The following is a 13,076-nucleotide window of genomic DNA, read 5'->3' as shown; positions in this document are numbered from 1 at the left end:
ATACGAGTGTTTCAGGAGCTTCTTCCGACTTCCATCTGCACGCGGTATCGATCGGAGCGGTACCAGCTGTGGGTGTGCTCGATCGGCATGTCGGTGCTGAACGACACCCGGTCGAAATGCAGAACGGGTGCGCCCTTGCGGACGCCGAGCAGTGCGGCGATCCCGGTATCGGCGGCTTGGGCGTCGACGGTCTGCTCGGCGCGTTCGATCGGCCTGCCGTAGCGGTCGGCGGCGAGGCGATACAGCGAACCGGTGAGGTCGTGGGCGATGAGGTCGGGGACGAGTTCGGGGTTGAACCACGCGTCGTCGACGCTCACCGCGTCGTCGTCGGCCAGGCGCAAGCGGCGCACGTGGTAGGCGCGCGCACCCTGCGGCAGCCGTAGGGCGCGGGCCGTCGGCTCGGGCGCGGTGGCCTCCTCGGCGACCAGCACCAGGGTGCTCGGCTGATGGCCGAGGGCGCGCATCTCCTCGGTGAAGGAGGCCAGATGCAACCGCGACTGCACCGGTCGGTGGGCGACGAACGTGCCCTTGCCGCGCACCCGGACCAGATAGCCTTCGTTCACCAGCTGACCGACCGCCTCGCGCACGGTGATCCGGCTGACGCCGTAGTCCTGCATCAGGTTTCGCTCGCTGGTGAGCAGATCGCCGGGCTGGAGTTCGCGCGTGCACTTCTGCAGCAGGATCGCGCGCAACTGTTCATGCTTGGGCACTGCGCTGTCTCGCAGCGGTGCTGGCATGGGGCTGGCTCCTCTCGACGAACCGGTCCCTACTGGTCCTGTCCGGTCGTTGTCGAGGATACGCCAGCCGTCAGCGGATGCCGGGGGTGCGCGGGTCGGGGCCGATGCAGCCGAGCACCACGCACCCCGGCGGGGTGTCGGCGAACGGGGCTTTCGGTGTCTCGCCGAGGCATTCGACGAAACCGCAGCCCGGATAGGCGTAGGGGCCGAGGCCGAAGGTGCCGAACACCGGGTCGGGCCGGGCGATCATCGGATCGGTGACGCTCACGTCCGGCTTCTCCCGATACGGTCCCGGATCCGGCACCGCGACGTCGCGGAACGACGAGACCAGCTTGCGCATCACGTCATGGGTGTAGGTCGTCGAGATTCCGGGGGTGGCGACGCCGGTCCAGTTCAGTACGAGTCCGAGGCTCGGCACGATATAGCTGTCGTTGCGCAGCATTCCCGACATCTTCACGGCATCATCGGGCAGGCCGGGGAATTCGAGGCGGCAGGGCGCGCCGTTGACGACGAACAGGAAGCCATAACAGGGCATGGCCCGCGACGGCGACAACGCCTCGCGCAGGTAGGCGTCCGAGATCACCTGCTGCTCGTTCCATCGGCCCCGATTGCCCACGAGCAGACCGAGTTTCGCGAAGTCGTCCGGCGGGAGCAGCAGATGCGCGTGGCCGTAGGTGTTTCCGGCGCGATCGCGGGCCCAGTAGTAGTCGGCGCGTTCGATGCCCAACGGGTCGAACAGCTTTCGCTGGGCGAAGTCCTGGAAATCCTCGCCGACGGCCTGCGCGATGACGTAGACGAGCAGATCGACCGCGCGCTGGCTGTAGCGGAACTGGGTGCCCTGCGGGCGTTCGATCGGCATCGCGAGCGCCTGGGCGACGACGTTCGGGTCCAGCTGGGCCAGCCCCGTCGCGCCCTCGGCGGCGATGGCCACCTCCATCCCGGAGGACTCGGTGAGCAGGTTGCGCACGGTGATCGCGCGGTGCCCTTCGTCGCCGAGCCCCTCGGGCAGGTAGCGGCCGATCGGCGCGTCGACGTCGAGGCGGCCCTCGTCGACCGCCGCACCCGCGATCAGCGCGACGACGCTCTTGGTCCCGCTCCACAGATTCCACGGCACCCCACCGGATTCGGCGTTGCGTGGGCCCGCCGCCACCAGGCAGTTGTTGCGGTAGAGCTGAATGTTGAAGCGGGTGGGGTCGACGGCCAGGCGCATGGCCTCGGCGACCCGATCGGGGTCGAGGGCGACCTCGGCGGGAGACGCCGCCTGCGGTGTGCGTCCGGAGCTGACCTCGCAGTGTCGCGCGGCCGGTGGGTCGGCCGCCGCGACGGGCAGCAGTGCCGCCGAAGTCAGCGACAATGCGGTAACCGCAATCGCCGCACTGTATTTCAGGAACCCACGCACGCAATCCTCCGATGGCTGGTCTCGGAGGGGCAATCGCGAACGGTGATGTTCCTGTTACGTGGCTAGCGGCCGTAGGGCTTGCAGACCTCGATCGCCGCGTCCTTGGACGCGTTGAACTGATCGATCACACCGTTGAGTTCGTCGGTGGGCGCACGGCGCTCGAGGGTGTCGGCGAGCAGGTTGGTCTTGTCGCGGTAGGTGCGCAGCGGGTCGGCCAGCTCGGCGATGACATCGGTGGTGACCTTGCGATCGAGGTCCTTGGCGTTGTTGCGCAGCACCGGAACCGCTTCGTTGGCCTTGGTGTCGGTGTCGGGGGCCCGGTTGTTGCTCGCCTCGATATAGGCGTTGAACGAGGCGACCGAGCTCTTGTTGGCCGCGCGCAGCCCGTCGCAGGCCGAGTCGTTGGCCGCCTTCACCTTCGCGGTCGAGGAGGCCGCGACTTCGGAGGTGTAGGAGGCGAGATCGGTGAGGTTGGCCTCGGCGGTACCGGGTACCTGATTGGTGCAGGCGGCCAGCGTGAGCGCACCCGCTACGACAACCAGCGCGGTGCCGAGCCCCATTCGTTCCCGTACCAGCATCTGTCTCTCCTCCCTCGCCGGAGCGTCGGCCACCGTCGCGGTGGCCGAACACATCGACCGTACTGGCTTCGGGACGATCAGGTGGCGCCACGCCGGTCCGGCGCGGCGCCACCCCGGGTCAGTTCTGTCCGAGCATGCCGCGCATGGTCGCGATCTCACCCTCCTGATCGGCGACGATCTTGGTGGCGAGCTGCTTCGCCTCCGGGTTGGTTCCCTCTGCCAGCTCGGTCTGGGCCATGGCGACCGCGCCCTGGTGGTGCTCGATCATCATCTGCAGCCACTGCCGGTCGAACTCGGCGCCGTTCGCCGCTTCCAGCGCGCTCATCTGTTCCTCGGTCATCATCCCGGGCATGCCGTGGCCGCCGTGGCCCTCGGCGCTCGGTGCGGGCTTGCCGAAGCTGGTCAGCAGATCGGTGATCTGGCGCATCTCCGGTGCCTGCGCCTGCTCGATCTGCGCGGCCAGCGCGATGAGCTGCTGGTTCTGCGTCCGGCTCGGCACCATCTTCGACATCTCGACCGCCTGCGCGTGATGCGGATACATCATCTGCAGGAAGGTCACGTCAGCATCGTCGAAGTCGGTGCGGGCCGTGGCGCTCGTCGTGCTCGCGCTGGTCGAGGAGTGGTCGGTGGTGTGCGTGGTCGAGTCGTCGCCGCACCCGGCGGCGACCACGGCGACAGTGGCGAGGGTGAGAACGGTACGGGTGATGGACATGGGTGATCCTCCTGGGAATTCGGGTGTGGGGTGTCGGACAGGGGCCGCGTGGGCCGACCTGTCAGATCCGCAGAATCGCCAGTTGGGAAAGGGAAAGGACGGTCCAGGGAGGTGGTCGTTCGCGTCTGCCGCGCCAAGTTCTGCCGGCCCGGCGGATGGCGTCGGCGTCCTCGGTGAGCCTGGTCAGCAGCATCCAGCCGAGCACGATGGCCAAGGCGACGAGGATGAACACGCAACCGTGGACGGCCGCGTGTTCGGTGCATCCGCCGCTGCCGCAGCCGTGGTCCTTCGTCGAGTCGTTCTGCGCCGGGACCGCTTCGACAGCCGGACCGACGGCTGTGTGGGCGGCGTTTCCGTGCGCGTGAGCGGAGGTGTCGTGTGCGGAGGTGACGAATACCGCCGAGTGCATGGCGACGATTCCGGCCAGCAGCAGCACGACGGCGAAAGCCCTCACGAGGCGCGCGTACGACAGCTGGACGGTCACGGCGACGAGTCTAACCAGTGCTCAGGGGCTCTCCGCAATACCCGCACGTGGTAGGGGTAGAACTAGTCGTTCGCGATGTCGACGACGAGGCGTGGTGGGTCGGCGAGGGTGCTCACGGTGAACCCGGGACGGTCGGCGTCGAGCCCGATGAACGACTGGGTGACGCCTTCGTAGACCACCGACTTGTAGACGCCGGTGATGCGCGGCGTACTGGGATCGGTGACCGGATCGGGCCCGGCGAACGGGGGAACGGGGGAGTCGAACGGGTAGGCGGACCCGAGGATGCGCACCTCCAGGATCGAGCTGCCCGCCACGTTCACGGCCTTGCCGCTGGCGTCCTGCACGGCGTTGTCGGTGTAGGCCACCTGCCAGCCGGGGGTGCCGGTGCCGCCGAGGGTGTAGACGACCCGGTCGTAGCCGGGGTGGTGGCCGAGGCGGACATCGGTGACGGTGAGGGCGGCGCCGTCGCTCGCCTCGCCCGACTTCGCGGCGTTGTCGCGCGGACCGGTGGCGTCGGCGAAGGTGCTCGCGGTGCTCGTTGTCGTCGTCGGGGGCGTCGCGGCGGGCGCGTCGTCGGAACCGCAGCTCGGCAGGACAAGAGCCGCGGCGGCGATCAGCACGAACACGGGGGCGTTGCGCATGTGACCGATGGTACTCAGGTGAACTGGAGGGTTGCGGGAATCAGCCGGGCGCGTGTCCAGGCTGTGAGTTTGCTGGGCGCGTGCACCGCAGGATCAGCGCGGTCGGCGCGCATCGCTGTATCCCGTTCGCCGTCAGTCTTTTCCATGCTCGGTGCGCATATGTGGGCGCCGGTTCCGATGTGCGGCAGGGGCGGATGTGACGATGGGGCAACGATCTAGCACACTTGTCGCGTGGACAGTGTCGAGGACGTATTCACCCGGCTGCGCCGGTATCCGGACGTGGAGGCGCCGAACCTCTATGCCGTCGACGCCGCGGATCGGTTGATTCTCGATACCGCCGCCGACGCGCTCGCGGGCGCGGGCAGCGGCGAGGTGGCGGTGATCGGCGACGCCTACGGCGCGCTGACCCTCGGGGTCGCGGTGCGGCACGGACACACCGGCATCCGGGTGCACCAGGACCTGCTCACCGGCGAACTCGCCCTGGCGGGCAACGCCAAGAACCTCGGTCTCGCCGACCGCTTCACCGTGCACGGGCTCGACGCGGACCTGCTCACCGGCGCCCGCGTGGTCGTGATGCGGTTGCCGAAAATGCTTGCCGGGCTCGCCGAGATCGCCGAGGCCATCGCCCGCTACGCCGCCGACGACGTGGTCGTCTACGCCGGTGGCCGCGACAAATACCTCACCCCGACCATGAACGAGGTGTTCGCCGAAACGTTCCGCCAGGTGCGGGCGGGTCGGGGCAGGCAGAAGTCGCGGGTGCTCGTCGTCAGCGAACCGCTACCCGTCGGCGAACCCCGATTCCCGGTGCGCGAGAACATCATCGAGATCGATGGTGACGTGGTCGCCTACGGTGCCGCGTTCTCCGGCCCACGCCTCGACATCGGCACCCGGTTCCTGCTCGAACATCTGGACCGGATGAAGCCCGACGCCCGCGAGGCCATCGACCTCGGTTGCGGCACCGGCATTCTCGCGGTGGCTCTGGCCAAATCGCGTCCGCGGATCCGGGTGGTCGGCACCGATCAGTCCTGTGCCGCTGTCGCTTCGGCCCGCGCGACCGCCGCCGCCAACGGTGTCGACGACCGGGTGACGGTGGTGCGCGACGACGCGATGTCCTCGGCCGCCGACAACAGCGCCGACCTGGTGCTGTGCAATCCGCCGTTCCATGTGGGCGCGGCCGTGCACACCGGTTCGGCCATCAAGATGTTCGCCGAGACCGGCCGGGTGCTCCGCCCCGGCGGCGAGCTGTGGACGGTGTACAACTCGCACCTGAACTATCGGGGTGTGGTGGAACGGATGGTCGGGCGGACCGACGTGATCGACCGGAACCAGAAATTCACGGTGACGCGGTCTGTCCGTGGCCTGCGCGACGTACAACGATAGGGGCGCTCCGACGGGGTAGAGTCCGATTTGTCCGAACGGACGGTGATGCGGTCAATGATCGCGCCGCCGGGAACTTTGTTCGTTCGCGACACGTTGAACAGGGCAGTTGGAGCTGTACGACGTTTCATCACTCCAGGAAAGGCGCACGGTGCGTACCTCATCGAATCCGGTGTTCAAGAACTTACCTCGCCAAGAGGGAGTCGGCGGTTACGCGAACTTCGGTTCGGGCGTGACCGGCGCAGGCCAGCTGGGCAACCAGTACGGCGAATACGGTCAGCAGTACGGGCAGCAGTACCAGCAGGCGCCCGCCACCCGTGCCATGACCATCGACGACGTGGTCACCAAGACCGGCATCACCCTCGCGGTGCTCACCGTCTCGGCGATCATCTCCTTCGCGCTGTCGTCGGCGAACCCGTCGCTGGCGCCGCTGTTCGTCATCGGCGGCGGCCTGATCGGCTTCGTGCTGGTCATGATCGCCAGCTTCGGCAACAAGATGGACAACCCCGCGCTCGTACTGTCGTACGCGGCGTTCGAGGGTCTGTTCCTCGGCGCGCTGTCGCTGATGTTCACCGATGTCACCTTCGGTGGTGTGGGCGGTAGCGCCCTGATCGGCCAGGCGGTGCTCGGCACGTTCGGCGTGTTCTTCGGCATGCTCGTGGTCTACAAGACCGGCGCGATCCGGGTCACCCCGCGATTCACCCGCATGCTGCTCGGCGCCATGGTCGGTGTGCTGGTCCTGATGCTCGGCAACCTGATCGCCAGCTTCTTCACCGACGGCGGCTTCGGCCTGCGCGACGGCGGCCCGCTGGCCATCGTGTTCAGCCTGGTCTGCATCGCCATCGCCGCGTTCAGCTTCCTGCTGGACTTCGACTCCGCCGACCAGCTGATCCGCGCCCAGGCCCCCGAGAAGGCCGCCTGGGGCGTCGCCCTCGGCCTGACCGTCACCCTGGTCTGGCTCTACGTCGAGATCCTCCGCCTGCTGAGCTACTTCCAGCGGGACTGAGACAGTTGGAAACTATTGCTGCGGCCCCACACCATAGGTGTGGGGCCGCAGCGCTTGTCACATCTCCATCTACGCGAAAACGGTAACGACATCGACCGAGGGATAGCGAGCGGCGAACTTGCGGTCGAGGGTCGCTACTGAAGCGTTGCTCGCTTGCGCGAAGGCGGCCAGGTAGTCATCGGTCCAAAGTTTGTGACTGTGGTCGTTGCGTGCCGACAACGCGCGAAACACTGGTTCCAGAGCGGCCGGTTCGTCTGCCCACTGCACTCGTTCGTCGGCAGCCAACTGATCGAGGACTCGCCAGGCTTCGCTACGCGACAGCACCTCGGTATCCATCACCGCCGGGTTGGACAGCAACCGAAGGAGACCCGTCTGGGTCACCCGGCACAAGACCAAGCCGCCGCTCTGGCCTTCGAACCACTTCACCGCTGCGCCGTGATGGACATGCCTGCCATAGACGGCTGCCAGCCACAGGCCGACATCGACGAGCGTCATCGCCCGTACCGGTCGGCATCCTCAGCGGCGAAAATATCGGCTATGTCGGCGTTGGTGATCTCACGCGGTGGGCGACTGTCATCTGCAGCCCCGACCAGCGGGAACACGACCCGGCCGACTTGTGGCGAGGCGGACGCACCCACCTCGCGCGCGAGTGCCTTGGTGAACAGCTCCTTGAGGCTGATTCCACGTGCGGCAGCTGCCAGCTTCGCGGCCTGCATGAGGCCGGGAGAAAGGTCAACCGTTGTGCGCATAAAAGCATATTAGCACGGTGGGGTCGTCAATGGTCCTGAATCGGCGACGGCCCGGGGCTGGTGCTCCGGGCCGCCGCCTCGTGGAGGGGATCAGCTGAGGCGTTCGATGACCATGGCCATGCCCTGGCCGCCGCCGACGCACATCGTTTCCACGCCGAACTGCTTGTCGTAGGTCTGCAGGTTGTTCAGCAGGGTGGCGGTGATGCGGGCACCGGTCATGCCGAACGGGTGGCCGAGGGCGATGGCGCCGCCGGAGACGTTGAGCTTGTCCTCGTCGATCTTCAGCTCACGCGCCGAGCCGAGCACCTGCACGGCGAAGGCCTCGTTGATCTCGAACAGGTCGATGTCGGCGACCGACTTGCCCGCCAGGGCGAGCGCCTTCTTGACGGCCTCGATCGGGCCGAGGCCCATGATCTCCGGGGACAGGCCCGAGACACCGGTGGACACGATGCGCGCCAGCGGGGTGAGGCCGAGCTCCTTGGCCTTGGTGTCGCTCATGATCACCAGCGCCGCGGCGCCGTCGTTGAGCGGACAGCAGTTGCCCGCGGTGACGGTGCCGTCGGGGCGGAATACCGGCTTGAGCTGGCTGACGGCCTCGTAGGTGACGCCGGCGCGCGGGCCGTCGTCCTTGCTGACGACGGTGCCGTCGGGCAGGGTCACCGGGGTGATCTCCCGCTCGAAGAAGCCGTTCTTGATGGCTTCCTCGGCCCGGTTCTGCGAGCGCACGCCCCAGTGGTCCTGGTCCTCGCGGCTGATGCCGGTGAGCGAGGCGACGTTCTCGGCGGTCTGACCCATCGCGATGTAGGCGTCGGGCAGCAGGCCGTCCTCGCGCGGGTCGTGCCACGCGCCCGCGCCGCCCTCGGCGGTCTTGGCGGTGCGGGCCTCGGCCTCGGCGAACTCGGGGTTCTTGGTGTCGGGCGAGCTGTCGGCCGAACCCTTGGCGTAGCGGGAAACAGTCTCCACACCGGCGGAGATGAACACGTCGCCCTCGCCCGCCTTGATGGCGTGGAAGGCCATCCGGGTGGTCTGCAGCGACGAGGCGCAGTAGCGGTGCACGGTGGTGCCGGGGACCACGTCGAGGCCCAGCTTCACCGCGACGATGCGTCCCTGGTTGAAGCCACCCTCACCGGCGGGGGAGCCGGTGCCGAGGATGATGTCGTCGACCTGGGTGGGGTCGAGGGCAGGGACCTTGGCCAGCGCGGCCTGGACCATCTGCGCGGTCAGGTCGTCCGGGCGCATCCCGGCCAGGGACCCCTTGACGGCACGGCCGATCGGGGAGCGGGCGATGGAAACGATGACGGCCTCGGGCATGAGGACTCCTTTTCGGAAGGCTGGCGCGAACGGCTGTTGTACATACCGCTCATTCGTGAATGTACGTCTCGCTCTGCGCGACAGGAAGACCAGGGCGGCCACGCACCGCGGAGACGAGCACCGGCAACAACTGGGCGGCCGCGAGTTCGTAACCGGCTGCGGAGGGATGGAAACCGTCGGTCGCGAAGAGGATCTCGGGAGCCGCCCGGAACTCCGAGGCGACCAGCGGCGAGCCCATCGGCACCGCGATTCCCCCGGCCAGCGTGGTCGCCACCGTCTGCGCCTTGCCGAGCCGCACACTCCAGTTCGCCACCACCGTGCGCAACGGCTGCGGGATGGCGGTGACGGTGCCGAGATTGGGACACGTGCCGACGACGACCAGCGCGTCGGCCTCGCGCAACCGCGATACCGCCTGCGCGAGCCTGCGGGCCGAGGCACGGATCGAATGCTTCTTGGTGATGTCGTTGGCACCGACCAGGATCACCGCGGCATCCGGCGGCGGGCCCGCGATGAACATCGCGTCGACCTGCCCGGCCAGGCCCTTGGAGGTGGCGCCGGAGATCGCCTTGGTACTCAACCGGATCCGCATGCCGGTGGCCTCGGCCAGGCCGCGGGCCAGGCGCACACCCGGCACGTCGGCGGCGCCGAGGCAGCCGAGACCGGCGGCGGTGGAGTCGCCGAAGATCATCAGGTGCAGGTCGAACGGGACGTTCTTGCGCCACGGCTCGGGCAGGTTCGCACCGGGGGCGTACACGCCGTCGGCCTCTGGGGGCTTGGAGGTGTCGCGGCCGATCACCGCGCGTGCGGCGCCTGCCTGGGTCATCAGCAACCGGTAGGTCGCCCAGGAGACGGTGCCCGCGCCCGACCCGGCGAGGACGGTCGTGGCGCCGGTGACCGCGGCCGTGCGCCAGCTGATTCGAGGTGCGCTCACATCCGAAAATTCTACGGCTCATCCGCCTCCCCGCGTCTTTTGGCCAGACTCAGGTGCGGGGCGAGTTCGGGGCGCGGCAAGCTTTTGTGAGAGGGGTGAGTTAGCCGGTTCCCGGTGAGTTACCCATGTCCTGACGAGATCAGTTGTTGCGCGTCGGAACCGCTCGCCGACGCGTTGACCGCGCGGCGCTGGACTATGGTGCGGGAGTGGGTAAGGCGCCCGAGCTGTTGCGACTCGGCCAACCGGCCGGGCGACGGCTGCTCGCCGCGACGGTGCTCGGCTCGGGGATGGGTTTCCTAGACGGCACCATCGTCAACGTCGCGCTTCCCCGGATCGGCTCCGAACTGCACGCCGACCTGGCCGCCCTGCAATGGGTGATCAACGGCTACACCCTCGCACTCGCCTCGCTGATCCTCGTCGGTGGCGCGCTCGGCGACCGGTTCGGCCGCAAACGGATGTTCGCCTGGGGTGTCGCCGCGTTCGCCGTCACCTCCGCGCTGTGCGCGCTCGCGCCGACGATCGAAACCTTGATCGCGGCACGGCTGTTGCAGGGTGTCGCCGCTGCCCTGCTGACACCCGGCAGCCTGGCGCTGGTCGAGTCGTCGTTCGTTCGTGAAGACCGGATGCGGGCCATCGGCGCCTGGACCGGCATGCTCGGCGTCGCCACCGCGGGTGGTCCGGTGCTCGGTGGGTGGCTGGTGGGGCTGTCGTGGCGGTGGGCGTTCGCGATCAATCTGCCGCTGGCCGTGCTCACCCTGCTGCTGTTGCGCGGCGCGCCCGAATCCCGCGACGAACGCGCGGACGGCAAGCACTTCGACCTGCCCGGCATCGTGCTCGCGCCGGTGGCGCTGGCCGGGGTCACCTGGGCGCTCACCGAATGGCCCGACACCGGCGCCACGCCCGCGACGGTCGGCGCCGCGGCGACGGGTGTGGTCGCTGCCGTGGCCTTCGTCGTCGTCGAACGGCGGGCGCGGTATCCGATGGTGCCGCCCGAGATGTTCGCCGACCGCGTCTTCACCCTCATCAACGTGGTGACGCTGCTCGTCTACGCCGCGCTGTCCGGATCGATGGTGTTCATCGCCCTGTTCCTCCAGATCGGCGCCGGCTGGTCGCCGTTGGCGGCCGGGGCGGCGAGCGTGCCGATCAGTGTGCTGATGTTCCTGCTCGCGGCGCGTTTCGGCGCCGTCGCCACCCGGTTCGGGCCACGCAGGCCGATGGTGATCGGCGCATTGATCCTGGCCGGTGGGCTGGCGCTGTTGGCTGGTGTGCCGCGCGATCCCGGCTTCGTGACCGACATCCTGCCCGGGATGCTGGCCATGGGCCTCGGCCTCTCGATGCTCGTCGCCCCGCTGACCGGCACCGTCCTCGCCGCCGCACCGGCGGGTCGGGCGGGGGTCGCCAGTGGCATCAACAACGCGGTCTCGCGCACGGCCGGGTTGCTCGCCGTCGCCGCGTTGCCGCTGCTGGTCGGGCTCTCCGGGCACGCCTACGCCGACGCCGACGCCGTCACCGCGGCCTATCGCGGCGCACTGTGGTGGTGCGTGGGGTTGGTTCTCGCCGGGGCAGTCGTCACCGCTGTCGGCCTGTCGGGGCGTCGCGCCGCCGGTTGATGGACCGGTGTGCTGGCACACACTGTCGGACCAGGTCGCGACCTGCGCGCGAGGTTCTGCAACTATGGAGCTCATGCGCATCGCGGATCATGTCGTCGACCTCATCGGCAACACCCCACTGGTTCGGCTGAACTCGGTGGTCGGCCCGAACGCGGGCCTGGTCGCCGCGAAGATCGAATACCTCAACCCGGGCGGCAGCTCCAAGGACCGCATCGCGGTCAAGATGATCGATGCCGCCGAGGAAGAGGGCCTGCTGAAGCCGGGCGGCACGATCGTCGAGCCCACCTCGGGCAACACCGGTGTGGGCCTGGCCCTGGTCGCCCAGCAGCGCGGGTACAAGTGCGTGTTCGTCTGCCCCGACAAGGTGAGCGAGGACAAGCGCAACGTGCTGCGTGCCTACGGCGCCGAGGTCGTGGTCTGCCCGACCGCCGTGCCGCCGGAGCACCCCGACAGCTACTACAACGTCTCCGATCGTCTGGTCCGCGAGATCGACGGCGCCTGGAAGCCCAACCAGTACTCCAACCCGGGCGGCCCGGAAAGCCACTACGAGACCACCGGCCCCGAGATCTGGGCCGATACCGAAGGCAAGGTCACCCACTTCGTCGCGGGTGTGGGCACCGGCGGCACCATCACCGGCACCGGCCGCTACCTCAAGGAGATCTCGGGCGGGAAGGTGAAGATCATCGGCGCCGACCCCGAGGGCTCGGTGTACTCCGGCGGCACCGGCCGCCCCTACCTCGTCGAGGGCGTCGGTGAGGACTTCTGGCCCACCGCCTACGACCCGGCCGTGCCCGACGAGATCATCGCCGTCTCCGACGCCGACTCCTTCGAGATGACCCGTCGCCTGGCCCGGGAAGAGGGCCTGCTCGTCGGCGGCTCGTGCGGCATGGCCGTCGTCGCCGCGATCGAGGTGGCCCGGCGCGACCCCGACGCGGTCGTCGTGGTGCTGCTGCCCGACGGTGGCCGCGGCTACCTGTCGAAGATCTTCAACGACAAGTGGATGAGCTCCTACGGCTTCCTCACCACTCCACTCGAGTCGGGCCCGGAACCGCTGGTCGGTGACGTGCTGCGCGGCAAGTCGGGCGAGCTGCCCGACCTGGTGCACACCCACCCGTCGGAGACCCTGCGCGACGCCATCGAGATCCTGCGCGAATACGGTGTCTCGCAGATGCCGGTCGTCGGCGCGGAACCGCCGGTGATGGCGGGCGAGGTGGCGGGCAGCGTCACCGAACGCGACCTGCTCTCGGCCGTCTTCGAGGGCCGCGCCCAGCTCACCGATTCGGTGGCCCAGCACATGAGCCCGTCCTTCCCCCTGATCGGCTCGGGTGAGCCGCTGTCCACCGCCACCAAGGCCCTGTCCGACACCGACGCCCTGATGGTCGTCGAAGACGGCAAGCCCGTCGGCGTCATCACCCGCCACGACCTGCTCGGCTTCCTCAGCACCGGCTCGATCTGAGGTCAGACCAACGCGAAGGCCGCTCTAATAGCGGCGATGAGCTGGGGTTCCGTAGTGGTGGTTGGGTGGACGATAATCCGGTCCG

14 protein-coding genes are annotated in these 13,076 nt (G+C 68.6%); 4 read left to right on the top strand and 10 right to left on the bottom strand.

What is annotated here, in order from left to right; all coding sequences use genetic code 11:
- Positions 1–11 precede the first annotated feature (11 nt).
- The 6 genes from AB0I19_RS12755 to AB0I19_RS12730 form a co-directional block, all read right to left on the bottom strand.
- Entirely contained in the window at positions 12–737 is a 726-nt protein-coding gene (locus AB0I19_RS12755; protein ID WP_357147943.1) for a GntR family transcriptional regulator, read from the bottom strand.
- A 70-nt stretch (positions 738–807) separates the two neighbouring features.
- Complete coding sequence (locus tag AB0I19_RS12750) at positions 808–2,091, bottom strand: serine hydrolase (RefSeq protein ID WP_357147940.1); 1,284 nt, start codon at positions 2,089–2,091, stop codon at positions 808–810.
- A 107-nt stretch (positions 2,092–2,198) separates the two neighbouring features.
- A complete protein-coding gene (locus AB0I19_RS12745) occupies positions 2,199–2,714 on the bottom strand; it encodes a hypothetical protein (protein ID WP_357147937.1) in 516 nt (171 codons plus the stop codon).
- Between the two features lie 118 nt (positions 2,715–2,832).
- A complete protein-coding gene (locus AB0I19_RS12740) occupies positions 2,833–3,426 on the bottom strand; it encodes a DUF305 domain-containing protein (RefSeq protein ID WP_357147934.1) in 594 nt (197 codons plus the stop codon).
- Between the two features lie 61 nt (positions 3,427–3,487).
- A complete protein-coding gene (locus tag AB0I19_RS12735) occupies positions 3,488–3,910 on the bottom strand; it encodes a DUF6153 family protein (protein ID WP_357147931.1) in 423 nt (140 codons plus the stop codon).
- 62 nt (positions 3,911–3,972) lie between these two features.
- Positions 3,973–4,551, bottom strand: a complete 579-nt coding sequence (locus AB0I19_RS12730; RefSeq protein WP_357147928.1) for a hypothetical protein — start codon at positions 4,549–4,551, stop codon at positions 3,973–3,975.
- Positions 4,552–4,782: 231 nt separating this feature from the next.
- Here AB0I19_RS12730 and AB0I19_RS12725 point away from each other — a divergent pair, with 231 nt between their 5' ends.
- Positions 4,783–5,931, top strand: coding sequence for a methyltransferase (locus AB0I19_RS12725; protein ID WP_357147925.1), 1,149 nt, complete (start codon positions 4,783–4,785; stop codon positions 5,929–5,931).
- 148 nt (positions 5,932–6,079) lie between these two features.
- Positions 6,080–6,934: a Bax inhibitor-1/YccA family protein gene (locus AB0I19_RS12720; RefSeq protein WP_181696633.1), complete on the top strand. Its 855-nt coding sequence runs from the start codon at positions 6,080–6,082 to the stop codon at positions 6,932–6,934.
- 69 nt (positions 6,935–7,003) lie between these two features.
- Here AB0I19_RS12720 and AB0I19_RS12715 read toward each other — a convergent pair whose 3' ends face one another.
- The 4 genes from AB0I19_RS12715 to AB0I19_RS12700 all read right to left on the bottom strand — a co-directional run bounded on the left by AB0I19_RS12715 (position 7,004) and on the right by AB0I19_RS12700 (position 9,925).
- A complete protein-coding gene (locus AB0I19_RS12715; protein ID WP_357147923.1) occupies positions 7,004–7,429 on the bottom strand; it encodes a TA system VapC family ribonuclease toxin in 426 nt (141 codons plus the stop codon).
- Positions 7,426–7,683 (bottom strand): hypothetical protein, encoded by a 258-nt coding sequence (locus AB0I19_RS12710; protein ID WP_357147920.1) that lies wholly within the window; start codon positions 7,681–7,683, stop codon positions 7,426–7,428. Before AB0I19_RS12710 ends, AB0I19_RS12715 begins: the two co-directional genes overlap by 4 nt.
- Before the next feature lie 90 nt (positions 7,684–7,773).
- On the bottom strand, positions 7,774–8,994 hold the full coding sequence (locus AB0I19_RS12705) for an acetyl-CoA C-acetyltransferase (protein ID WP_067485604.1): 1,221 nt from the start codon (positions 8,992–8,994) through the stop codon (positions 7,774–7,776).
- A gap of 49 nt (positions 8,995–9,043) precedes the next feature.
- Positions 9,044–9,925 (bottom strand): SGNH/GDSL hydrolase family protein, encoded by an 882-nt coding sequence (locus tag AB0I19_RS12700; RefSeq protein WP_067637858.1) that lies wholly within the window; start codon positions 9,923–9,925, stop codon positions 9,044–9,046.
- A gap of 206 nt (positions 9,926–10,131) precedes the next feature.
- On the opposite strand from AB0I19_RS12700, the gene AB0I19_RS12695 reads away from it, so the two are divergent.
- Together AB0I19_RS12695 and AB0I19_RS12690 are read left to right on the top strand one after the other, a co-directional pair.
- Positions 10,132–11,535: an MFS transporter gene (locus AB0I19_RS12695; RefSeq protein ID WP_357147917.1), complete on the top strand. Its 1,404-nt coding sequence runs from the start codon at positions 10,132–10,134 to the stop codon at positions 11,533–11,535.
- Between the two features lie 73 nt (positions 11,536–11,608).
- Complete coding sequence (locus tag AB0I19_RS12690) at positions 11,609–12,991, top strand: cystathionine beta-synthase (protein WP_357147914.1); 1,383 nt, start codon at positions 11,609–11,611, stop codon at positions 12,989–12,991.
- Positions 12,992–13,076 lie beyond the last annotated feature (85 nt).

It is taken from the genome of Nocardia sp. NPDC050413 (assembly GCF_040655475.1).
GTDB classification, from domain to species: Bacteria; Actinomycetota; Actinomycetes; order Mycobacteriales; family Mycobacteriaceae; genus Nocardia; species Nocardia coubleae.
The sequence above is the reverse complement of the archived record's forward strand: the minus strand, read 5'-3'. Positions and strand labels throughout refer to the sequence as shown.

Bases quoted from the DNA above. Each gene is read 5' to 3' on its own strand.
- AB0I19_RS12755 (WP_357147943.1), bottom strand. From the start codon at position 737: ATGCCAGCACCGCTGCGAGACAGCGCAGTGCCCAAGCATGAACAGTTG.
- AB0I19_RS12745 (WP_357147937.1), bottom strand. From the start codon at position 2,714: ATGCTGGTACGGGAACGAATGGGGCTCGGCACCGCGCTGGTTGTCGTA.
- AB0I19_RS12740 (WP_357147934.1), bottom strand. From the start codon at position 3,426: ATGTCCATCACCCGTACCGTTCTCACCCTCGCCACTGTCGCCGTGGTC.
- AB0I19_RS12730 (WP_357147928.1), bottom strand. From the start codon at position 4,551: ATGCGCAACGCCCCCGTGTTCGTGCTGATCGCCGCCGCGGCTCTTGTC.
- AB0I19_RS12715 (WP_357147923.1), bottom strand. From the start codon at position 7,429: ATGACGCTCGTCGATGTCGGCCTGTGGCTGGCAGCCGTCTATGGCAGG.
- AB0I19_RS12710 (WP_357147920.1), bottom strand. From the start codon at position 7,683: ATGCGCACAACGGTTGACCTTTCTCCCGGCCTCATGCAGGCCGCGAAG.
- AB0I19_RS12705 (WP_067485604.1), bottom strand. From the start codon at position 8,994: ATGCCCGAGGCCGTCATCGTTTCCATCGCCCGCTCCCCGATCGGCCGT.
- AB0I19_RS12690 (WP_357147914.1), top strand. From the start codon at position 11,609: ATGCGCATCGCGGATCATGTCGTCGACCTCATCGGCAACACCCCACTG.